The 20,870-nt window shown below is 62.7% G+C and carries 17 protein-coding genes and 2 pseudogenes; 13 read left to right on the top strand and 6 right to left on the bottom strand.

The genetic code is table 11. From position 1 onward, the window contains the following. From MTR64_RS20640 to MTR64_RS20630, 3 genes and pseudogenes are all read left to right on the top strand, one after another. Positions 1–79: pseudogene (locus tag MTR64_RS20640) on the top strand (electron transfer flavoprotein subunit beta/FixA family protein); the annotation flags it as partial. 113 nt (positions 80–192) lie between these two features. Next, positions 193–1,122: an electron transfer flavoprotein subunit alpha/FixB family protein gene (locus MTR64_RS20635; protein WP_243996432.1), complete on the top strand. Its 930-nt coding sequence runs from the start codon at positions 193–195 to the stop codon at positions 1,120–1,122. Continuing rightward, positions 1,122–2,795, top strand: a complete 1,674-nt coding sequence (locus MTR64_RS20630) for an acyl-CoA dehydrogenase family protein (RefSeq protein WP_243996431.1) — start codon at positions 1,122–1,124, stop codon at positions 2,793–2,795. Before MTR64_RS20635 ends, MTR64_RS20630 begins: the two co-directional genes overlap by 1 nt. 83 nt (positions 2,796–2,878) lie before the next feature. Here MTR64_RS20630 and MTR64_RS20625 read toward each other — a convergent pair whose 3' ends face one another. The 3 genes from MTR64_RS20625 to MTR64_RS20615 are packed head-to-tail and all read right to left on the bottom strand — an operon-like array spanning position 2,879 to position 7,268. After that, positions 2,879–4,288 carry a sulfatase-like hydrolase/transferase gene (locus tag MTR64_RS20625; protein ID WP_243996430.1) on the bottom strand — a complete coding sequence of 470 codons (1,410 nt, stop codon included), beginning with the start codon at positions 4,286–4,288 and terminating at the stop codon, positions 2,879–2,881. A gap of 26 nt (positions 4,289–4,314) precedes the next feature. Next, a complete protein-coding gene (locus MTR64_RS20620) occupies positions 4,315–5,769 on the bottom strand; it encodes a DUF1254 domain-containing protein (RefSeq protein ID WP_243996429.1) in 1,455 nt (484 codons plus the stop codon). A 29-nt stretch (positions 5,770–5,798) separates the two neighbouring features. Continuing rightward, entirely contained in the window at positions 5,799–7,268 is a 1,470-nt protein-coding gene (locus MTR64_RS20615) for a DUF1254 domain-containing protein (RefSeq protein WP_243996428.1), read from the bottom strand. 320 nt (positions 7,269–7,588) lie between these two features. Between MTR64_RS20615 and MTR64_RS20610 the strand changes: the two genes are divergently transcribed. From MTR64_RS20610 to MTR64_RS20600, 3 genes are all read left to right on the top strand, one after another. Continuing rightward, positions 7,589–9,913 (top strand): TonB-dependent receptor, encoded by a 2,325-nt coding sequence (locus MTR64_RS20610; RefSeq protein ID WP_243996427.1) that lies wholly within the window; start codon positions 7,589–7,591, stop codon positions 9,911–9,913. 162 nt (positions 9,914–10,075) lie between these two features. After that, a complete protein-coding gene (locus tag MTR64_RS20605) occupies positions 10,076–11,473 on the top strand; it encodes an aldehyde dehydrogenase (protein ID WP_243996426.1) in 1,398 nt (465 codons plus the stop codon). 61 nt (positions 11,474–11,534) lie between these two features. Continuing rightward, a complete protein-coding gene (locus MTR64_RS20600) occupies positions 11,535–12,410 on the top strand; it encodes an amidohydrolase family protein (RefSeq protein WP_243996425.1) in 876 nt (291 codons plus the stop codon). An 88-nt stretch (positions 12,411–12,498) separates the two neighbouring features. Here the strand turns inward: MTR64_RS20600 and MTR64_RS20595 are convergent, their stop codons facing one another. After that, positions 12,499–12,909 carry a MarR family winged helix-turn-helix transcriptional regulator gene (locus tag MTR64_RS20595; protein WP_243996424.1) on the bottom strand — a complete coding sequence of 137 codons (411 nt, stop codon included), beginning with the start codon at positions 12,907–12,909 and terminating at the stop codon, positions 12,499–12,501. Positions 12,910–13,007: 98 nt separating this feature from the next. Between MTR64_RS20595 and MTR64_RS20590 the strand changes: the two genes are divergently transcribed. The 6 genes and pseudogenes from MTR64_RS20590 (at position 13,008) to MTR64_RS20565 (ending at position 17,616) form a co-directional block, all read left to right on the top strand. After that, the gene (locus MTR64_RS20590; protein WP_243996423.1) at positions 13,008–13,841 is read left to right on the top strand and encodes a p-hydroxycinnamoyl CoA hydratase/lyase; all 834 of its coding nucleotides are present in this window, start codon (positions 13,008–13,010) and stop codon (positions 13,839–13,841) included. A 37-nt stretch (positions 13,842–13,878) separates the two neighbouring features. Continuing rightward, the gene (locus tag MTR64_RS20585; RefSeq protein WP_243996422.1) at positions 13,879–14,514 is read left to right on the top strand and encodes a Rieske 2Fe-2S domain-containing protein; all 636 of its coding nucleotides are present in this window, start codon (positions 13,879–13,881) and stop codon (positions 14,512–14,514) included. A gap of 118 nt (positions 14,515–14,632) precedes the next feature. After that, positions 14,633–14,908 carry a hypothetical protein gene (locus MTR64_RS20580; RefSeq protein WP_243996421.1) on the top strand — a complete coding sequence of 92 codons (276 nt, stop codon included), beginning with the start codon at positions 14,633–14,635 and terminating at the stop codon, positions 14,906–14,908. Positions 14,909–15,183: 275 nt separating this feature from the next. Then, positions 15,184–15,567 carry a protocatechuate 4,5-dioxygenase subunit alpha gene (locus tag MTR64_RS20575; protein WP_243996420.1) on the top strand — a complete coding sequence of 128 codons (384 nt, stop codon included), beginning with the start codon at positions 15,184–15,186 and terminating at the stop codon, positions 15,565–15,567. 33 nt (positions 15,568–15,600) lie between these two features. Further along, positions 15,601–16,356 (top strand): annotated as a pseudogene (locus MTR64_RS20570) (class III extradiol dioxygenase family protein); the annotation flags it as partial. A gap of 72 nt (positions 16,357–16,428) precedes the next feature. Beyond that, on the top strand, positions 16,429–17,616 hold the full coding sequence (locus MTR64_RS20565; RefSeq protein ID WP_243996419.1) for a cytochrome P450: 1,188 nt from the start codon (positions 16,429–16,431) through the stop codon (positions 17,614–17,616). A gap of 8 nt (positions 17,617–17,624) precedes the next feature. Here the strand turns inward: MTR64_RS20565 and MTR64_RS20560 are convergent, their stop codons facing one another. Beyond that, positions 17,625–18,488, bottom strand: a complete 864-nt coding sequence (locus MTR64_RS20560) for a helix-turn-helix domain-containing protein (RefSeq protein WP_243996418.1) — start codon at positions 18,486–18,488, stop codon at positions 17,625–17,627. A gap of 122 nt (positions 18,489–18,610) precedes the next feature. Here MTR64_RS20560 and pobA point away from each other — a divergent pair, with 122 nt between their 5' ends. Continuing rightward, positions 18,611–19,780: a 4-hydroxybenzoate 3-monooxygenase gene (gene pobA / locus MTR64_RS20555; RefSeq protein ID WP_243996417.1), complete on the top strand. Its 1,170-nt coding sequence runs from the start codon at positions 18,611–18,613 to the stop codon at positions 19,778–19,780. A 95-nt stretch (positions 19,781–19,875) separates the two neighbouring features. On the opposite strand, the gene MTR64_RS20550 is transcribed toward pobA, so the two are convergent. Next, positions 19,876–20,766, bottom strand: a complete 891-nt coding sequence (locus MTR64_RS20550; protein WP_243996416.1) for an amidohydrolase family protein — start codon at positions 20,764–20,766, stop codon at positions 19,876–19,878. Positions 20,767–20,870: the final 104 nt, after the last annotated feature.

Raw genomic sequence — 20,870 nt, 5'->3', positions numbered from 1 at the left:
GCCGGTGCGCAGCGCGGGCATCAAGGTGCCCGACGTCGACACGCTTGTCGCCAAGCTCAAGGAAATGGGCGTCGCCTGATCCTATCGTCTTTAACCTACCTCCGTTCGTGTCGAGCGCAGTCGAGACACGCTGGTACGAACGGTTCTCGACTTCGCTCGAACCGAACGAGTGAGGTTTGAAAGGAAGAGAATATGAAGACTCTCGTTTGGGTCGAACACGACAACGCGTCGCTCAAGGACGCGACGCTTGCCACCGTCACTGCCGCCGCCAAGCTGGGTGAAGTTCACCTGCTGGTCGCCGGTGCGGGCTGCCGCGCCGTGGCCGAGGCCGCAGCGCAGATCGCCGGTGTCGCCAAGGTGCATCTGGCCGACAATGCCGCGTATGAGCACGGCCTGGCCGAGAACGTGGCGCCGCTGATCGCGGACCTGATGGGCCACCACGATGCGGTGCTGTTCCCGGCCACCACCACCGGCAAGAACATCGCCCCGCGCGTCGCCGCGCTGCTCGACGTGATGCAGCTCTCGGAGATTATCTCGGTCGAGGGCGAGAAGACCTTCACCCGGCCGATCTATGCGGGCAACGCCATTGCCACGGTAGAAAGCACCGACGCCAAGCTGGTGATCACCGTGCGCGGCACCGCCTTCGACAAGGCCGCTGCCACCGGCGGTTCGGCCGCGATCGAAGACGTAGCGGGTGCAGGGGATGCCGGTCTTTCCAGCTTCGTGAGCGCCGAAGTCGCCAAGTCCGAGCGTCCGGAACTGACCAGCGCGAAGATCATCGTCTCGGGTGGCCGCGCCCTCAAGGACGGCCCGACCTTCGAAGAATACATCATGCCGCTCGCCGACAAGCTCGGCGCCGCCGTGGGCGCCTCGCGCGCCGCCGTCGACGCGGGCTACGTGCCCAACGATTTCCAGGTCGGCCAGACCGGCAAGATCGTGGCGCCGGAAGTCTACATAGCCATCGGCATCTCGGGCGCGATCCAGCACCTGGCCGGCATGAAGGACTCCAAGACCATCATCGCCATCAACAAGGACGAGGACGCCCCGATCTTCCAGGTCGCCGACATCGGCCTCGTCGCCGACCTCTTCAATGCCGTGCCGGATCTGACCAGGAGCCTGTGATGATCGAGGCCCGCGCGACACTGCCGCTCTGCGATATCGGGGTTCGGCTGGAGCAACTCTTGCGGTCCTACCGCTTCGATGACGTGCGCCAAGCCCGCGACGGCTGGGCCGCGGCGGATGAGGAGACGTGCCAGGCCATCCTCGACGGGGCGGACCGGCTGGCGCGCGAAGTGCTCGAGCCGCTGAACCTGACCATGGACCGCATGGGCTGCACGCTGGCCGATGGCCGGGTCAAGACGGTCGATGGGCACAAGGAGGCGTGGGGCGACTATGTCGCCGGCGGCTGGCCGACGCTGGAGGCTCCCGAGCCCGTCGGCGGGCAGGAGCTTCCTGCTGCACTGGCATTTGCGGCACAGGAAATCTTCGACCGGGCCTGTCCCGCGTTCGGTATGTTGCCTGTGCCGCAGCGCTCCGCCTCGCGCGTCATCGCTGCGCATTGCGACGACGCGACGCGCGAGGAATGGCTGGAACGGCTGTCGAGCGGCGAATGGGGCGCCACGATCTGCGTTTCCGAAGCGGGCGCAGGCTCCGACTTGTCGCGCATCCGGACCTCGGCAGATCAAGATGCCACCGGCAAATGGCGTATCACCGGCGAGAAGGTCTGGATTTCGTTCGGCGATCACGATCTTGCCGAACGTATCGGCCATATCGTGCTTGCCCGCACGCGGGAAGAGGACGGGCGGATGCGGCCCAGCCTGTTCCTCGTGCCGAGCGTTCTGGCCGACGGCACGGCCAATCAGGTCTACGTACACCGGATCGAGGAGAAGCTGGGCCTGCATGGCTCGCCGACCTGTGCGCTGGGCTTCGAGGAAGCGCAGGGCATCCTGCTGGGAACCTCCGGGCGCGGGCTGGCGCAGCTTTTCGTGATGATTGCCAACATGCGCCTTGCGGTGGGGGCGATGGGGCTGGGCATTGCGTCGGCCAGCCTCGATGTGGCCCGGCAATACGCCAGCGAGCGGCTGCAGGGCGGCCGGCCAGAGCCTCTGCCGATCGAACGTCACGCCGATGTTCGCCTCCAGTTGCTCGACATCCATGCGCCGGTGCACCTGCTGCGCGGGCTGCTCTATGCCGTCGCGAACCTCAACGACCTTGCCGCTACCGGAGATGAGGGCGCCGGGTTGCTCTCTGCGTGGTTGTTGCCGCTGGTCAAGACTCTGGGCGGCGAGGTGGCCTTCGATAGTGCCAGCGCAGCGATCCAGGTGCTGGGCGGGGCCGGGTATACGCAGGATTGGCCGGTCGAGCAGGCCTTGCGTGATGCACGCGTGCTGATGATCTTCGAGGGCACCACGGGCATGCAGGCGTCGGACCTGGTGCTGCGCCGCCTGATCGATAATTCAGCCTCGTTTGATGCGTTCATGAAAGCAGCCCGGGCGCTCTCCGATCCTGCTCTCAATGCATGCCTCGACACGCTTGAAAAGGCAGCGAACTGGCTGCGCAAGAACCCGGACAAGGCCGAGGCCGGCGCCACGGCGTTTCTGCACCTTGCTGGCGTGGCCACCTTCGCCTGGATCGGCGCGGGCTACGTTGAAGAAGACAGCGCAGGGCAACCTGCCAGCCAGGCTCTGGCCGTCGCGGCGCGGCACTGGCTGCAATCCGCACCTGCAAAAGCCGTATGGTTCCGGACCCAGGTGGAGGCAGGTGCGGCGCTGGCGGCGCGTTACGCGGCGCTCTGACAGCGATTGCGAGGCAGTCGTGATGGGGATGGTTCGGAAGGGATGCACCCGGTGCGGGCGCATCCCTTCCTTCTATTGACACCTCAGAAGCGGTCAGCCGCAAATTCCGAGGTGTCGTGGGAGTAGTTTTCGGGCGTGAAGGGCAGCATCTTTGCGTTCCATTCTTCCCACTGGGCGCGCATCGCCGCGAAGCGCTCGGGATAGTCGCCGCGGCGCTCGGCCCGCTCACGCGCGTCCTGCTTCAGGTTGAAGAGGTGTTCCTTTTCGCCGATGCGCAGATACTTCCAGTCGCCTTCCCGCACTGCCGCCTGGCCATGCGCGTTGTAGCGCCAGAACAGGGTTCGCTCTACAGGCGCCGCATTACGGGTCCAGTGCTGTGACAGGTCGATGCCATCGAATTCACCCGCTTTTGCCTGACCACCGGCAATGGCAAGGAACGTGGGCAGGAAATCCATCGAGATCATGACCTGCTCGGATATCTGACCCGCAGCAATGCCGTTGGGCCATTGCACCAGAAGGGGTACCCGAATGCCGCCTTCCAGCAGTTCTCCCTTCACGCCGAGGAACGGCCAGGTATCGGAAAAGCGTTCGCCGCCGTTGTCGCTGGTGTACACGACGATAGTGTTTTCCAGCTGGCCACGGCGGGCCAGTACGGCCAGAACCTTGGCGACGTTTTCGTCCATCGCCTGCACCATGCGGGCATAGACCTCGATCGATCCACCGTTGAAGTCCTGGATGTTCTTTAGTTTGCGCGCGATGGCGGCGTCTTCTCGGCCTTCCCACGGCCAGTGGGGTGCCGTGAAGTGAAGCGACAGGAAGAACGGTTCATCCGCTGCCGCATCGATGAAGCGCACGGCCTCGTCGCCCAAAATGTCGGTCAGGTATCCGGTGCGCTCGATTTCCTTTTCACCGTCCCACAGACCGGGGCCGATGGCCTTGCCGTCGACATAGAAGCTTTCGTGCCGGAAGTAGTCGACGCCGCCTTGCTCGATGCCGAAGAAGTGGTCGTAGCCGTAGTGCAACGGGCCATATTCCGGGACGCCGCCTAGGTGCCATTTGCCAACGAGCGCCGTGCGATAGCCCTGTCCCTTGAGGACCGATGCAATGGTGCGCCGGTCGGGAGGGACGTGAAGCCCCTTGGGCGATTTCGGCGCAATGGGCTCTTCCAGTCCGATCTTGAAGCGGTCTTGATAGCACCCGGTCAACAGGCCGGTGCGCGTGGCCGAACACACGCAGCTGTTGGCATAGCCGTTGGTCATCAGCAGGCCGTTGGCGGCAAGGCTGTCGATGTGCGGCGTCTGGATGTGGTGCGAGCCGGTGCAGGACAGGTCCGCATAGCCAAGATCGTCCGCCATGATGAACACGATGTTCGGGCGGGCTTTGCCAGCCCTGCGGGCATGGGCCTTTGCGGCGTGGGCGGAACGGCTGAATCCGGCCATGGCGAGGCTGGATGTGCCGGCGGCGATGAAGTGTCGGCGATCGATGGACGCCATTGTCTTACTCCGTTGGAAATGAGGCTTCAGGGCTTGCCGGCGGTCACCGGTTCGACGCCCGGCGGCTGCCATTTGCCATCAAGCACCTCGTCCTTGGGGCCCTGGTTACGCATGATCAGGTAAAAGGGCTCTTTGGCGACGGGCAGCCAGTTCGACTTGTCCTTGGGCGGGTCCGCCTGGATCTGGATGGTGACGCTGCCGTCCTTGGCGGTGCGCAGGCCCTTGGTCCTGTCGCCGATGAGGTAGCGGCCGGTCGGGTTAGGGATGAGTTCGCGATTTGAAAGGTTATAGGCCGTGACCGACCAGAAGTAATTGGCCGGCGGCGGCGGGTCGAAGCGGATGGTGTAGCGCGTCGTGTTGCCGTCGAGCCGTACGCCGGCGGCATCGGTGTTGGTGACGGAAGCGAAATTCTCCTCCGCCACGTTCGGACCGGTGCCGATCATGTGATGCCCGGCGCGTTTGACGAAGTTGAAGCCATAGCGGGCCAGCGCGATCGGCAGGTACCAGCCGTTGACGACATCGGGCGTGCTGTGGCGCGAAACATCGCGTGCGACCAGCCTCGATTCCTTGAAGGCCTGATCCAGCCCGGCGACGATTGGGGGGTCCTTCTCGATCTCGGAAAGGGGGATCGGGCCGCCTACGCCGATCCGTTCGAACTGGTGCAGGTAGGCTTCCTCGCCGATCGGGTGGCCCACGTTGCGCTCTACCCAGTCAAGGATGGTCAGCGTGCCCATCGGTGTGTCGACATCGGGCTTGGGCACGTTGCCGGGCGCAAGCGGCGTAGTGGGCGGCGTCAGCGTCTTGAGGATAAACCGGTCCTGCAGCGCGGTGGCCTTGGGCACGTCCTTCTCGCTGGAAACAAGCACGCGCATGAGGATCCACACATAGGGCGTGGTGACGCGGAACAGCGTGACGCCTGCGGGGACGTCGCCCTGCCACGTGGTGGTCGCGATCCAGTAGCGGCCGCCGTCGTTGCCGTGGGTGCGGGTGCTGATGTTCGAGGCGTTCCCGTAGAAATCCTGGAAGTTCACCGTGTAGTAGCGCGATCCGGTTGGCGGCACGTCCAGCTCGACCGGGCCTCGGGTCAGGTCGAGCCAGGCGTTGGAATAAAGCGTGTCGGCGTTGGGCGACTTGAAGGCGGCATAGCCGGGCCGGGCAAGGTCGCGGCCATGATTGAACCTGTCGAAGCCGACGTACTGCGGATCGGCCGGGTCAATCGCGAGCGCATACATCTGCTGGTAGAGCAGGGCCGGCGCCACGGCATAGTTGAAGGCATCGAAGCCGATGTGCTGAGCCCAGATGCGGCGCAGTTCAGGGTCGAATGGCGCAAGGTCGGTGATATTGGGCTGCGTGATCTGGTCCGCCTTGGCGGGATCGTAGCTTGGCAGCGGCTCGGCCTGGGCAGCCGAAGCTGCCAGCAACGAAGTGGCGCCAATGAGAGACAGCGTCAGAGCGCGGCGGGCTGGGGAGCTGAAAGTCATACTAACCCTTCCGATTCAAGGACATCTTGTCAGGGGGCGATGCGAACGATGGAGGCTGGGTGCCAGGTGCCGTCCAGGATGGGTTTGCGAGGGTTGTAGAGGCGCATCATCAGGTAGAATGGCCCGCTCGGCACGGGCAGCCAGTTATCCCCTCCAGCAAGATCCTCCGGCTTCCGGTCAGCCAGAATGATCGAAAAACCGCCGTCGCTCCAGCGGGTGAGCGATCGCGTGCGGTCGCCAATGGAGTAGCGGCCGATGGGATTGGCGACCAGCTTTCCCTCGCTTGTGTAGGCAGTGATCGACCAGAAGGCGTCCACCGGGGGCAAGCTGCCGGGTGCGAAATCAATGCGATAGCGATGGGTGCCGTCAAGTGGCTGGCCCTTGCTGTCGGTCTTGCCGCTGGGATAGAGCGCTTCCTCAGGCACATTGACGTAGATCTGGTCCACCGCGACGCCAGCTCGCAGCAAATAGTCCTGCCCGAAGCGCGGCCCACGGTAGTTGATGGTCCAGCCGCCGTGCGTGGTGCCAAGCTCACGAGCCTTGTCCTCGACTTCGGCCTGGCCGGCCCGCAAGCCTGCAATCAGCTGGTCGCGTGTCTCCGGAGACAGGCTTGCCGGCGTGAATGTTCCGCCAGCAATGCCGATCCGGTTCATGCAGTCCAGTATCTGCGGAGCATCGTCACGCGGCCAAGGGGCGGCAACCCGGGCGAGCCGATAGTAGAAGGACAGGGGATCTGCTTCGGATATTCCGCCCGGCAGTAGCGCCTGAGCCGGCGGCTCGGGCAGAGTGTCTACCGAAACGTCATGGCCGTCGCGCCAGGCCGCCAGCCTTATGCGGTCTTGCAGGCGCCTTACGTTGGCCACGTCCTTTTGCCCATCGACAAGGATGCGGCCCGCAATGTGGAAATAGGGGAACGGGGCATCGACGCGAATGGCGCCGGCAGGAACCGGGCCCTGATAGTCGGGCGCGGCAATGAATATTGGCGGTAGCTGCGCGCCATGCGTGCGCGATCCGTAAGATGCGTCGGTGGACGTGTCGGGCTGGCTCATGGCAAAGGTGTAATAGCGATTTGCGAAGTCCGGCGCGTGCAGGACAAAAGGACCTTGCGACATGTCCAGCCAGGCCAGGCTGTACATTGTGTCGTTGTTGATGCCGACCGCAAAGGGGGCGCTTGCATCGACCAGCTTGCGCGAGTGCCAGAAGTGGTTGAGGGCGGCATGCGGACGGCCCGCCTCGATCTGCTTCTGGGTTGCTGGTCCGGTAATCAGGATGCGGGATTTCTCGGCTGCCTTTATGACGGGATAGCCCCAGATGTAGCTGTCGCGGGCAATGGTGAAGGTCGATCTGGCGGCACAGTCAGCAGATGGCGAACTTCCCGCGCTTGCCGAAAGCAACGCGGGCATAGCCAGCGCAAGGGCAGCGCAGAGGAGAATTGCCGCGCGCTGCGGTTTCCTGTCCGAACGAATATGGCGGCTGATAGACGTAGCCTTCCGCTGCATGGTGATACTGCTCCTCATCCCGCCCGATTGACTGTTTTGGAAAGTGCCGCCGAGGGAAGTTCCTGGCCGGCCGTCTGCAGTCGGTTGGTACATGTTATAGGCAGGGACGGGCGGCGTCTGGGCGGTTGCAGCCATCAGACTTTGCGAAAATGGTACAAGAATTGACCAGCGATGGCCGCCTCCGCCGATCGCTGGTGTTCCGCTATTGCAAATACATTGAGCCGTTCCAGCGGAGAGTTTCGACCAAAAGAACGAAATAAGAAGCTCCCAGCCACGGCGACGAATCCGTGGCGGTCAAGAATAGCAGGGAGGGTACATCCATGAAGTCGCGGTTCTATTTGTCGTGCGCGATGGTCGCCACGCTTGGCGGCGTTGCAACCACGGTGCAGGCTCAGGAAATCGAGGAAATCGTCGTCACCGCGCAGAAGCGCGCAGAGAACGCGCAGGACGTTCCGATCGCCATCAGCGCCCTTTCCGGCGATGCCCTTTCCGACAAGAACGTCGGCGACGCGGGTGACCTGGTAAAGATGTTCCCTGCATTGAGTGTCAAGCAGCAGGGTACCATCAACAATGGTCTGTCGATCCGCGGCGTGGGCACGCAGAACTTCCACGTTACGGCGCAGCCCGCCGTGGGCCAGTATCTTGATGAAGTCTCGATGGTGACGCCTTTCACCAGCAAGCTTGGCCTCTATGACATGGAGCGCGTCGAGGTGCTGCGCGGTCCGCAGAACACCCTTTTCGGCCGCAACACCACTGGCGGCGCCGTCAACTATATCTCGCGCAAGCCCGACGTTACTAAGGGCGTGAACGGGTACGCCAAACTTGGTTATGGTCGGTTCGACCAATTGTCGGCCGAAGGGGCGCTGGGTCTTCCGATTTCGGAAACCGTGGCGATACGTGTTGCCGGCAAGTACGAGCGCCGCGATGGCGCGTTCAATAACCTCGTCGCGGGCGACAAGCTGGGCGGCTACAAGAACTACGGTGCCCGCGCCTCGCTGGCCTGGGAGCCGGACAGCGCCACCAAGGTCTTGCTGAGCGGGCACGTCGGTTATTTCCGCTCTACTCCGGTGGCCTACCGTGGCGTTGGCCTGCTGGCCGCAGACGGCGTGAGCGCGTGCCCGCTGCTTGCCACTGGCGGCATGGCACAGTTCGAGGGCACCAACGATTGCCTCGCCACCTCGAAGGGCGTCGGTCTCGTCAATCCGTCGACCGCAAAGTGGCGCGACGTCTATGCGGCGCAGCGCATGACAGGCCAGATCGACTTTGAGGGCGGCCTGCTGAACATCCAGCATGATTTCGGCCCCGTCTCGCTCACGCTGATCAGCGGCTACGACGTGACCAAGGTGCTTTACCAGCAGGACTTCGCGGGCATGCCGTACTTCCAGTCCGCGGTGGGTCAGGATGCCAAGTACAAGGTGTTCTCGCAGGAAGCCCGGCTTGCTTCGAACGGGGATGGGCCGATCAAGTGGATCGTGGGTGGCTACTACAGCCACGAGAACGACGACCTGATGACCATCATCCAGAACAACCGCACGCCGGCCCCGGTGATCGCCGTGCCCTCTGTTCTGCTGGATCAGAAGGTCAATATCCTTTCGGCCTATGGCCAGGTCAACGCCGACCTATCCGGCCGTCTCCACCTCGAAGTGGGCCTGCGCTACACGCACGACAAGCGCCAGGGCGTGCGCACGCCATTCAGCATGGCAGGTACGTCCACCGGTCTCGTCGGCGGGGTGCCGTTCGGCTACGATACGATCCTGACCAAGAATACCGTGCTCGGCCTGCTCGACGGCGTGACGACGACCTGCGCCATCGGCGTCCTAGTCTGCGCCGGGCCCTCTGACGATGTCCAGCAGGTGCTGTCGAAGGTCGGCGGCAAGGTGACCCTCTCTTATGACCTGGCCGACGACGTCATGGGCTACGCAAGCTATTCGCGCGGCTTCAAGTCAGGTTCGTTCGACGTCCGCGCCCAGGCCATCTACCTTGGCACGGCGGCCAATCCGGTTGGTCCGGAAACACTCGATGCCTATGAAGTGGGCCTGAAATCGACGCTTCTGGGCCGCCGCCTGCAGATCAACGGCGCGGTGTTCTACTATGACTGGCAGGGTCTGCAGGCTTTCGTGAACTCGGCAGCCGGCCCGGCCTTCGTAAACGTTCCGAAAACAGAGATCTACGGTGCAGAGATCGAACTCCAGGCCAACTTGCCTGCCGATTTCTCGGTGAACGGCGGCGTGTCCTACGTTCATAGCGAGATCAAGGATGATGGCGGCTACTCGCTCGTATCCAACGGCGCTCCGGTGGCCGGTGCTCCCAAATGGACCGCGACCGGTACGCTTTCCAAAGCGATCTACTTCGGCGACGATTCGAAGGCCACCTTGTCGGTGACGGGGCGTTACACCAGCACGCAGCAGTTCGACTTTGCCGACGCTGCCTTCGCGAAGCTGGATTCGACCTTCTTCGTGGATCTTTTCGCAGGCTACGAGTTCGGTCCCGATGGGCGCTACTCGGTGTCGGCGACGGTGGACAATCTCACCGGCGTGAAGACGTGCTCGCCGATCAGCAATAACGGCCCGCTCACAGGCACCAACGGCTGCCTCCCGAACGAGGGCGTGGCTCTTTATCGCGCCAATATCGGTATCAAGTTCTGATGGTTGTCCAGTGCTTCAGCCACGGTCCAAGTATCTCACCCAGCCTGAGTGCACTGCCAGGGGATCCTTGGCAGTGCACCCTTTTTCCGGGTGCGTCGAGGCTTGCCGCAGCTGATGATTATTGCTATTACAAATAGCATAAAATCTGGGAAGGACATGTACATGAAGTTCCAACGCATCAGCCCTCTGACCGGCGAAGTGGCATCGAGCGCCGAGGCTATGACGGCCGCGCAGATTCCGGCGATAACCGCGCGCGCCGCGGCGGCCCAGCCGGAATGGGCTGCGATGGGGCCAAATGCCCGCCGCAGCGTTCTCAACAAGGCGGCAGATGCGCTGGAGGCGCGCAAGGACGCTTTCGTCCAGGCGATGATGGGCGAAATCGGGGCCACGGCGGGTTGGGCCATGTTCAACCTTGCGCTTGCCGCAGGGATCGTACGCGAAGCCGCTTCGCTGACTACGCAGATCGCGGGTGAAGTCATCCCGTCCGACAAGCCGGGATGCCTTGCCATGGCTATCAGCGAACCTTTCGGCGTCGTGCTCGGTATTGCGCCCTGGAACGCGCCGATCATCCTGGGCGTGCGCGCCATCGCCGTGCCGCTTGCTTGCGGGAACGCGGTGGTCCTCAAGGCCAGCGAACAGTGCCCGCGCACCCATGCGCTCATCATCGAGGCGTTCAGCGAAGCGGGCTTCCCCGATGGCGTCGTCAACGTCGTGACCAATGCGCCGGAAGCCGCGGCAGAGGTTGTTGGCGCGCTGATCGATGCATCGGAAATCAAGCATATAAACTTCACCGGCTCCACCGGCGTAGGCCGCATAATCGCCATGCGCGCGGCGCAGCATCTCAAGCCCTGCCTGCTCGAGCTAGGCGGCAAGGCTCCGCTGGTCGTGCTTGAGGACGCCGATCTGGACGAGGCGGTGAAGGCGGCGGCATTCGGGGCCTTCATGAACCAGGGCCAAATCTGCATGTCGACCGAGCGCATCATCGTGGTGGATGCGATCGCCGAAGTCTTCGTGGCGAAGTTCGCCGAAAAGGCGAACTCGATGGCCACCGGCGACCCGCGCGAGGGCAAGACGCCGCTGGGCGCCGTGGTCGACCTCAAGACCGTGAAGCACGTCAATGCGCTGGTGGGCGATGCGGTGGCGAAGGGCGCGAAGGTGCTGAGCGGGGGAGCGGCGGAAAGCGTGCTCATGCCGGCAACCGTAGTCGATGGTGTGACCGAGGCGATGGACCTCTATCGCGACGAGAGCTTCGGTCCCGTCGTAGCTGTCATTCGTGCGCGCGATGAGGCGCATGCAATCGAGCTGGCCAACGATACCGAATACGGGCTGTCTGCCGCTGTGTTCACCCGCGACACCGTGCGCGGGCTGGATGTAGCGCGGCAGATCAAATCCGGCATCTGCCATGTCAACGGCCCGACCGTGCACGACGAGGCGCAGATGCCGTTCGGCGGCATGGGCGCGTCGGGCTACGGGCGTTTCGGCGGCCGCCAGGGTATCGACAGCTTTACCCAGACTCGCTGGATCACAGTCGAAACCAAGCCCGGCCATTATCCGATTTGACGATACACCCCTGGCCGGTCCAGCGGGCCGCGCACGGGGGTGTGAAAACAGGATACAGACAATGGCGATTGACCTCGACGCGATCAAAGCCATCGACGTCCACGTCCATGCCGAAGTTTCGTGTCACGATCCGGAAGACCCGGTCATGGCGCGCTTCTTCGATGCCGCATCGGCCTATTTCAAGGCACCTCGCGAACGGCCCAGGATGCCTGAGATCGCAGAGATCTATCGGGAAAAGGGTATCGCCTTCTGCCTTTTCACGGTCGATTGCGAAAGCCATGTCGGCGCGAAGCGGGTGTCAAACTACGAAATTGCCAAGTTCGCTGCCCGCAATGCCGACATTTGCATCCCCTTCGCATCCATAGATCCGCACAAGGGCCGCATGGGCGCGCGGGAGGCGCGCGACCTTGTCGAAAATTGCGGCGTACGCGGCTTCAAGTTCCATAACATCATGCAAGGCATCGACCCGGGCGACCGCGTCGCCTGGCCGATCTACGAAGTGATCGCCGAGTTCGGCCTGCCAGCCATCTTCCACACCGGCCATTCCGGCATGGGCACGGCTATGAAGGGTGGTGGGGGCATGAGGCTGAAGTACGGCCAGCCGATCCTCGTAGACGACGTGGCGGTGGATTTTCCCGACATGAAGATCATCCTTGCCCATCCCAGCTGGCCCTGGACGGACGAAAGCCTTTCGATGGCGCTGCACAAGGACAATGTCTTCATCGACCTGTCCGGCTGGAGCCCGAAATACTTCCCGAAGCAGATCATCCAGTACGCCAACACCCAGTTGCGTCATAAGATGCTGTTCGGCAGCGACTTCCCGTTGATCGATCCCGGCAAATGGATCGCCGCTGCGCAGGAAGCCGGTTTTCGCGACGACGTTCTGCCCATCATTATGAAAGACAACGCCGCGCGCGTGTTGGGGCTGACGGTGTGAGCCTCGATCCGGCCTTCGCGCGGTGACCCGGCTCCGCACTTTGCGCGGCCCAGCCGGGGGCGGGAGCGGGGAGGCGTTTCGGTGCCTGCTAGTTCCAGATCGCGTTGAGTGCGGGAAGCAGGTGTTTGCGGTGCTGGGCAGGGACGCGGTGGAGAAGTTCGGCCTCGAACTGCTCCACCGTTTGGGCCACCTCTTCCGCCTTGGTGCGCCCTTCCGCTGTCAGCACGATCGCCTGCGACTTCCCGTCGATTGCCTCGCGCTGAATCCAGCCCGCATCCTCCATGCGTTGGAGCATCGGCACCATGTTGGCCCGCTGGATCTCGAGCTCCTTGCCGATCTTGCTGGACGTCAGGTTCGCGCTCTCGCGAATGAGCATGAAGATCGCGGCCTCCGTGATCTTGACGTCGAGCGGCGCAAGCATCGCGGTGAAGCGCGTCATCGCGGTGTTGGCCGCGCGGCGAAGCGCATAGCCGGGCAGCTGAGAGAGCAGATTGTCCAATTCCTGGGTTTCCCTAACCGCTATGGGCTCTGATTAATGCTATTGACGATAGCAATAAATTTGTTATGTAGTAAAGCAAATAGATAGTGAGAGGCAGCATGCAAGAGCGTGATGAAAACAGCACCGTTTCCTATACCGTAGAGAACCGCATTGCGTGGGTGTCGTTCAACCGGCCGGACAAGCGCAATTGCATGAGCCCGACGCTCAATCGCCGGATGATGGAAGTGCTCAACGAGCTAGAATTCCGCGATGACGTGGGCGTTCTCGTCCTGACGGGCGAGGGTACGGCATGGTCTGCCGGCATGGACCTCAAGGAGTATTTCCGCGAGAACGAGGAAAAGGGCCTTGGCCACGTCCGCAAGGCGCAGCGCGAAGCCTACGACTGGTGGGAACGCCTGCGGTGGTACGAAAAGCCTACCGTCGCCATGATCAACGGCTGGTGCTTCGGCGGCGCCTATGGTCCGCTGTTCGGATGTGACCTTGCCGTAGCGGCCGAAGAGGCGCAGTTCGGTCTCTCGGAGATCAACTGGGGCATTCTGCCGGGCGGCGGTGCCAGCAAGATCATCGTGGAACTGACCGGTTTCCGCAACGCGATGTACCACGCCATGATGGGCGAGAACGTCGATGGCAAGAAGGCCGCGGAATGGGGCCTCATCAACGAGGCCGTGCCGGCTGATCGGCTCAAGGCCCGCGTGACCGAAATTGCGCAGGTCCTGCTCGGCAAGAACCCGACGGCATTGCGCGGCACGAAGTGGGCGATCCGCCGCGTGCGCGAGATGACGTTCGACAACTCGATGGATTATCTCGTGCGGGCGCAGGAAGCGGCAAACTTTTTCGACGGTGAAGGCCGCAAGGAAGCGACACGCCAGTTCATCGACGACAAGACCTTCAAGCCTGGCCTTGGCGCCTACGACCTCGACAAGTCGCGCTGACAAGCGCTCGAGGGTCGATAAAGTCAGGAGAGGTGGTATGACGACTTGGGTCGAAAACGCCTGGTACGTGGCGGGTTGGGACTGGGAGATCGACAGCGCTCCGCTTGCCCGTACCATCTGCGGCGTGCCGATGATGTTCTATCGCAAGCTGGACCGTGGTATTGTGGCCATGCGCGATACCTGCCCGCACCGCCTCCTGCCGCTGTCGATGGGCCTGTGCGAGGGCGATTCGATCCGGTGCCGCTACCACGGCCTGCTCCTTGGCCCTGACGGCGTGGCGCAGGAAACGCCGCTCAAGTCCGAGGCGGTGAACCGGCGGATCTGTGCCGAGACCTTCGCGGTCGAGGAACGGCATCGGTACATCTGGGTGTGGATCGGGGATCGCGACAAGGCCGACCCCGCGTTGATCCCGGACTTGTGGCCCTGCAGTGCGCCCGGCTGGGTGTTCGACGGTGGCTATTATCACGTCGCTTGCGATTACCGCTTGATGATCGACAACCTGATGGACCTTACGCACGAGCCTTACGTGCACACAGGCTCGATCGGGCAGCCCGAAATCCTTGAAGCGCCTATCGAATGCGAAGTCCGGGGCGATCGGGTCTACGTGCAGCGCTGGATGCCGGGGGGTGGATGCACCGCCGTTTTGGAGCGGGGCGCTCAGGCGCGATGGTAAGGTGGATCGCTGGCAGGTTTGCGAGTTCGTGCTGCCTTCCGCCGTCATGATGGATGTGGGCGTGGCACCGGTAGGTGCCGGGGCGACGCTCGAAAAGCACGACTAGGGTGTGCGCGGCATGGTGATCGATTTCATGACGCCCGAGTCCAGCACGTCGCACCATTATTTCTGGGGCATGGCGCGCAACTTCGACATTGACGATGCCGGCTTCACGTCCCGCTTCAAACAACAACAGGGCGGTGTCTTCCTGCAGGACAAGGAAGTGCTTGAAGCCCAGCAGAAGGCGATCCCGGCCAACCCGGGCCTGAAGCTCAGCGCCTATCGCATCGACGAAGGCGGGACCCGCGCGCGTCAGCTGATCGCGAGGCGCTGCTCCGACCGCACGCCTGCCTGATCGCCTTGCGGGCCATGCGATGATGATGGGCGGCTCCCCCCAATAGAGCCACTTACTCTTATAGAAGGGATGGTGTCCCTTTCATTCGCGCAAAAGGATGTTGATGCTGTGCGACGGTCTACTCCGCGATGACGTTGGGCAAGGCGAAGAAGTGATATAAGTTTTTGATAATTCCGATTGGAAAGATGTGTGCCTTAGAGGTTGCTGATCTGAGTCAAAAAACTCTGCGCGAATATGGCCATACCGAGCCAATGGCAGCCTGGAGAGGATAATATATGTCGGGAAATCCCAATTCCTGTAGCTCAGAATCCCCAATACCCGGCACGTCCCTGTTTGATGGGCGGGCCGCAGCCAAGGGGTATCAGCTCAACGCAATGTGCTTTTCCTTCAACGATGCGCGCAATCGCCAGGCCTTTCTCGATGACGAGACGGGTTACTGTGATCGCTTCGCCCTCACTGCAGAGCAGCGCGCGGCGGTGGAAAGCCGCAACGTGCTCGGCCTGATCGCAGCGGGGGGCAACATCTACTACCTCGCCAAGCTTGCTGGCATCTTCGGCCTCAACGTTCAGGACATCGGTGCGCAGCAGACCGGCATGAGCGTCGAGGCGTTCAAACAGATGCTGCTCGACCAGGCGTGCTCCAAACAGCAGGAGAATTGACAGCATGACCCAGATCGTAGGGGCTATTTCACGAGCCATGTACCCGCAATTGGCGGCGCCATCTTTCGGCAAAGTCAGCAGGAACCCTATTGGAAGCCGTTCTTTGACGGTCTGCCGCCAGTGCGCGACTGGCTGGCCGAGACCCGGCCAGACGTGGCCGTGTGCTTCTACAACGACCACGGGCTCAACTTCTTCCTCAACAAGATGCCGACTTTCGCTGTCGGCGCGGCCGCGGCTTATCACAACGCCGACGAGGGGTGGGGCCTGCCGGTCTTCAAGTCCTTCGAGGGACATCCCGAACTCAGCTGGCACGTGATCGAGCAGCTTGTCGGCGACGAGTTCGACATCACCACTTGTCAGTCGATACTGGTCGACCACGCGCTCTCGATCCCGTTCGAACTGGCCTATCCCGATGCCGATGCCTGGCCGGTCAAACTCGTGCCGATCGCGATCAACACCGTGCAGTTCCCGCTGCCTTCGCCCAAGCGCTGCCTTGCGCTGGGCCGCAGCGTTCACCGGGCGCTGCAAAGCTGGCGGGGGGATGAGCGCATCGTCGTTATCGGCACCGGCGGCCTGTCGCACCAGCTTGACGGCGAACGCGCCGGGTTCATCAACCCCGATTACGACCGCTTCTGCATGGACAACCTTGCCGCCAATCCCGAGGCGTTGGTGAAAGACACGGCACGCGACGTCGTGCGGCTGGCCGGTGCGCAGGGTGTCGAAATCCTCAATTGGATCGCCGCGCGCGGGGCGCTTGGCGAAGCCATGACCGAAACTCATCGCAACTAACACATCCCGATTTCGAATACGGCCGCAGCCACGATGCTACTCGAGCCGGCCTGAGGAGAGGAAGAGCGAGACATGAACGAGACTCTGGAAAATCCGCCCTTCATATTTGATCCCTATTCACCGCAGATCGATGCCGATCCTTTTCCCGCCTACAAGGTGCTGCGGGACGAATACCCTTGCTTCTGGAGTGAACAGGCCGGAAAATGGGTGCTTTCGCGCTATGACGACATCCTTGCTGCGCTGACCAACTGGCGCGTCTACAGCTCGGCCAAGGGCAACCTTGTCGATGAGTTTCCGGGCCGCGCCGGGGCGACGCTGGGCAGTTCCGATCCGCCACGCCATGACCGCCTGCGCGGTCTGATCCAGTCGGCCGTGACCAAGCGCGCGCTTGATTATCTGATCGCGCCGGCCAAGGCTTCGGCGCGTACCCACCTCGATGCGATCAAGGGGCGTGACAGCTTCGATTTCGTGGCGGAATTCGGATCGAAGGTGACCGTGGACCTGCTGTTCCACCTCTTCGCGCTGCCCACCGACAACGCGGACGAGGTGCGGCGCAATGCCGTGCTGATGGTCCAGACCGATCCGGTGACGCGCCAGAAGGCGCCGGAACATCTAGCCGCATTCCAGTGGATGGCGGACTATGCCGAGAACCTTGTGCGCGAGCGCAAGAAAAGTCCCGGTGATGACCTGCTGTCGAACTTCATCGCGGCGGAGATCGATGGCGAGAAGTTGCTCGACCGCGAGGTGCAGCTGACGGTCACGACCCTGATCATGGCCGGTATCGAAAGCCTTTCGGGCTTTCTCGGCATGTTCGCGCTGAACCTCGCGGACTATCCAGATGCACGGCGTGCGCTGGTCGCAGATCCTTCGCTGATCCCGGACGCCATGGAGGAATCGCTGCGCTTCAACACCTCTGCCCAGCGCTTCAAGCGCACGCTCACGACCGATGTGGAACTACATGGCCAGAAGATGAGGGCGGGGGATGCGATCATCCTTTGCTACGGCTCGGCCAATCGCGATGAGCGGATGTTTGCGGATCCCGATGTCTACGACATCACGCGCCGCCCCAAGCGGCACCTCGGCTTCGGGGGCGGTGTGCACTCCTGCCTCGGGGCCATGCTGGCGCGTGTCGTGACTCATGCCGTCTTCGAGGAATTGCTGGCCGAGGTGCCGGAATTTACGCGGGCGGATGCAGTGCTGCCGTGGACGTCCTCTTCCAATTTCCGCAGCCCCAAAGTGTTGAACCTGGCCTTGGGCTGAAGTGCGGATCAGCCCCGTTGCGGCAGGGCGGATTTGTCCGTCAGCGGGCGGCGACCGGTCAGCCGCCGGTAAAATCGCGAGAAATAGGAGGGGTCTGAAAAGCCCATATCCTCAGCGACTTGCACGATGCTGGCATTGGTAAAGCACAGCATCCGCTGCGCTTCGAGCAGCAGCCGGTTGTGGATCAGTTCGGTTGGCGTGCAATCCAGCTGCCGACGGCAGGTACGGATCAGCGTCTTGCTGCTGATGCCGAGTTGCCCGGCATACCATGCGACAGGATGGTGCGCGGTCAAATGCAGTTCCACAAGCTGGCGGAAGCGGGAAAGCCGGGTGTCGTCCTCCGTATCCGCCGTTGCCGGGACGCTATCGTCCTGAAGCGAACGGACCAGTGCCTCGAGCAGCGAGAGGAACAGCGGGGATGGCGCGCGCCAGTCCGCCTGAAGGGCTAGTAGTTCCCTGCTGATCCAGGTGGCACGCGGTTCGTGACTTGCTGCGATCGGGCCGCTTGCGCCGTGCGTGAGCAGGCGCAGCAGGGGGTCTGCGGCCCCTGTCGCGCGGGCAAGGAAGCCGGGTGAGACGGAAAGGACAAAGCCGGTCGTTTCCGGCTGGAATTGAAACCCGTGCACGCTGCCGACAGGAACGGCCATGAAGCAGGGCGCGTGCAGGCGTTCGGTGCGGTCGTCACAGCGGAACGTCACTTGTCCGTTTGTTACTATGAGAATCTGCACGCTTTGATGGTGGCGATGCGGTGCGATTTCCCAGTCGTGCAACGAACTTCGTGCAGCGATCGTCTCGATATGTGCGAATTCTGCCGGTGTTTCGACCGCTTCTTCGCCATAGAGGAGAAACGTCGGGATTGAATGCTGTACCATGCGAGTGTCCCAAAAGTACCTGAATATTGGGCATCCCGTCTCTTCTTGTCGAGAGTGAAGATTGCCATTTCCGGAACAGGACGCGCCATTGGCAGAGCGCGCCGTGCGAGGAGCAAGGCAATATGCGGACACAAGTAGCCATTATCGGAGCCGGGCCCGCTGGCCTGCTTCTGGGGCACATGCTGCGTGCGGAAGGGATCGAATGCGTCCTGCTGGAGCGTCAGACCGGCGACTATGTCCTCTCGCGCATTCGTGCCGGCGTGCTCGAGCAAGTGACGGTCGGCCTGATGGAGCGGCTGGGACTCGATGCGCGCATGAAGGCTGAAGGCCTGCCGCACGACGGTTTCAACCTTGCCGACGGCGAGCGCCTGATCAGGATCGACATCAAGGCGCTGACCGGCAAGGAAGTCATGGTCTATGGCCAGACCGAACTGACGCGCGACCTGATGGATGCGACGGCTGAACGGGGCCTCGAGGTGATCTATCAGGCCTCGGATGTCGCGCTGCACGACATCGAGAGCGATGCGCCTTACGTCACGTACAGTGCCGGTGGCGCGCAGCAGCGCATCGATGCGCGCATCATCGTCGGATGCGACGGGTTCCACGGGCCGTCCCGGCAAGCCATTCCGGCATCGGTGGGGCAGGGCTTCGAACGCGTCTATCCCTTCGGCTGGCTGGGCATTCTGGCGGACGTGCCGCCGTGCAACCACGAACTGATCTATGCAAACCACGAGCATGGTTTCGCCCTCGCTTCGATGCGTTCGCATACACGCAGCCGCTATTATATCGACGTGCCACTGACCGAGAAGATCGAGGATTGGTCGGACAACCGCATCTGGGACGAACTGGCCATCCGCCTTGGGCCCGATGCGGCCGCGCATATCAGGCGGGGAGCGTCGCTCGAAAAGTCGATTGCGCCGCTGCGTTCCTACGTGTTCGAGCCGATGCGCCATGGCAGCCTGCTGCTCTGCGGGGATTCCGCGCACATCGTGCCGCCCACAGGCGCCAAGGGACTGAATCTGGCGGCCAGTGACGTCCACTATGCTGCCGAGGCGCTTGTAGGCTTCTTCAAGGCCAACGATGCGGATGCCATTGTCGGCTATTCGGCAAAGGCACTGGCGCGGGTCTGGAAATCGGAGCGCTTTAGCTGGACCCTGACCAAGCTCATGCACCGCTTCCCCGAGGACGGTCCGTTCGAACGCCGCATGCAGGTGGCCGAGCTTGATTACATCGCGTCGAGCGAGGCGGCGCAGCGCTCGATTGCCGAAAACTACGTGGGCCTTCCGGTCTGATCTCTTCTTTCTCTCCCGGGCCGGGGGTACACAAAAAGAAGGGGGAGTGCCGCAATGGCGCTCCCCCTTCTTTTTGTGTCAGGGTTCATTGAAGATTACAGTTCCTCAGGCCAATAGAGGCGCATCGGATTGGTGATAAGGAGTTTGTGCTGCAACTCCGTTGTCGGCGCGATGCGGGGGATCATATCGACGATGTGGCCATCGTCCGCGATCTCGTCCTGCATGTTGGGGTGCGGCCAGTCGGTGCCCCAGATCACGCGGTCCTGGTAGTCGGCCACGAGCGGCGCGACGGCCGTGGCGAAATTGTCCCACGGATCGCCCATGCCGCCTTCCTTGACGGCGTCGAGACGCTCGGGGCAGGTTGCCTTGAACCAGATGTCCTCCCGGGAATCGAGCAGGCGGCGGAAGGCCTGCATGTCCTCGCCGTCCGGTCCCTGCTGCACGTCGGGACGGCCCATGTGGTCGATCACGAGCGGCACGGGGATCGCGTCCATGAAGGGGCGCAGTTCCTCGAGGATGTCGGCCTCGAAATAGATGACGACATGCCAGCCCTTGGGCAGGCGGCTGGCGACTTCGAGGAACTTGTCCTTGGGCGCATTATCGACGAGGCGCTTCAGGAAGTTGAAGCGAATGCCGCGAATGCCACCTTCGTGGAGGGCTGAAAGGTCGGCCTCGCTGATCGCGGGATCGACCACGGCAACGCCGCGCGCCTTTCCGTTCGACTTGGCGATCGCATCGAGCGTCGCGGCGTTGTCGGTGCCGTGGCAGCTTGCCTGCACGATCACGTTGCGGGCAAAGCCCAGGTGATCGCGCAGGGTGAACAACATGTCCAGCCCGGCATCCTCGGGGAGGTACTTGGCCTTGGCGCTGAACGGGAATTCGGCGATCGGGCCGAAGACATGGCAATGCGCATCGATCGCGCCCGGCGGCGGCGTGAAGGCCGGTTTTGACGGATTGCTGTGCCAGCACAGGATACGGTCGGTCATGCGTGTGTCTCTTTGGATGGCGCGGGGGGCGGACTGGCCGGTCCCCCGCGCGGGATGAACAATCAGGCGAAGACCAGCCCGTCCATCAGCTTGCGCGCGGTCCT

It is taken from the genome of Novosphingobium album (ex Hu et al. 2023), assembly GCF_022832385.1.
GTDB classification, from domain to species: Bacteria; Pseudomonadota; Alphaproteobacteria; order Sphingomonadales; family Sphingomonadaceae; genus Novosphingobium; species Novosphingobium album.
Note: the sequence above shows the minus strand (reverse complement) of the source record. Positions and strands in the feature narration are given on the sequence as shown.

Coding starts and splice junctions, on each gene's coding strand:
- MTR64_RS20550 (WP_243996416.1), bottom strand. CDS start 20,766: ATGACCGACCGTATCCTGTGCTGGCACAGCAATCCGTCAAAACCGGCC.
- MTR64_RS20560 (WP_243996418.1), bottom strand. CDS start 18,488: ATGGTACAGCATTCAATCCCGACGTTTCTCCTCTATGGCGAAGAAGCG.
- MTR64_RS20620 (WP_243996429.1), bottom strand. CDS start 5,769: ATGACTTTCAGCTCCCCAGCCCGCCGCGCTCTGACGCTGTCTCTCATT.
- MTR64_RS20610 (WP_243996427.1), top strand. CDS start 7,589: ATGAAGTCGCGGTTCTATTTGTCGTGCGCGATGGTCGCCACGCTTGGC.
- pobA (WP_243996417.1), top strand. CDS start 18,611: ATGCGGACACAAGTAGCCATTATCGGAGCCGGGCCCGCTGGCCTGCTT.
- MTR64_RS20585 (WP_243996422.1), top strand. CDS start 13,879: ATGACGACTTGGGTCGAAAACGCCTGGTACGTGGCGGGTTGGGACTGG.
- MTR64_RS20630 (WP_243996431.1), top strand. CDS start 1,122: ATGATCGAGGCCCGCGCGACACTGCCGCTCTGCGATATCGGGGTTCGG.
- MTR64_RS20635 (WP_243996432.1), top strand. CDS start 193: ATGAAGACTCTCGTTTGGGTCGAACACGACAACGCGTCGCTCAAGGAC.
- MTR64_RS20590 (WP_243996423.1), top strand. CDS start 13,008: ATGCAAGAGCGTGATGAAAACAGCACCGTTTCCTATACCGTAGAGAAC.
- MTR64_RS20625 (WP_243996430.1), bottom strand. CDS start 4,288: ATGGCGTCCATCGATCGCCGACACTTCATCGCCGCCGGCACATCCAGC.
- MTR64_RS20600 (WP_243996425.1), top strand. CDS start 11,535: ATGGCGATTGACCTCGACGCGATCAAAGCCATCGACGTCCACGTCCAT.
- MTR64_RS20575 (WP_243996420.1), top strand. CDS start 15,184: ATGTCGGGAAATCCCAATTCCTGTAGCTCAGAATCCCCAATACCCGGC.
- MTR64_RS20580 (WP_243996421.1), top strand. CDS start 14,633: ATGGTGATCGATTTCATGACGCCCGAGTCCAGCACGTCGCACCATTAT.
- MTR64_RS20605 (WP_243996426.1), top strand. CDS start 10,076: ATGAAGTTCCAACGCATCAGCCCTCTGACCGGCGAAGTGGCATCGAGC.
- MTR64_RS20615 (WP_243996428.1), bottom strand. CDS start 7,268: ATGCAGCGGAAGGCTACGTCTATCAGCCGCCATATTCGTTCGGACAGG.
- MTR64_RS20565 (WP_243996419.1), top strand. CDS start 16,429: ATGAACGAGACTCTGGAAAATCCGCCCTTCATATTTGATCCCTATTCA.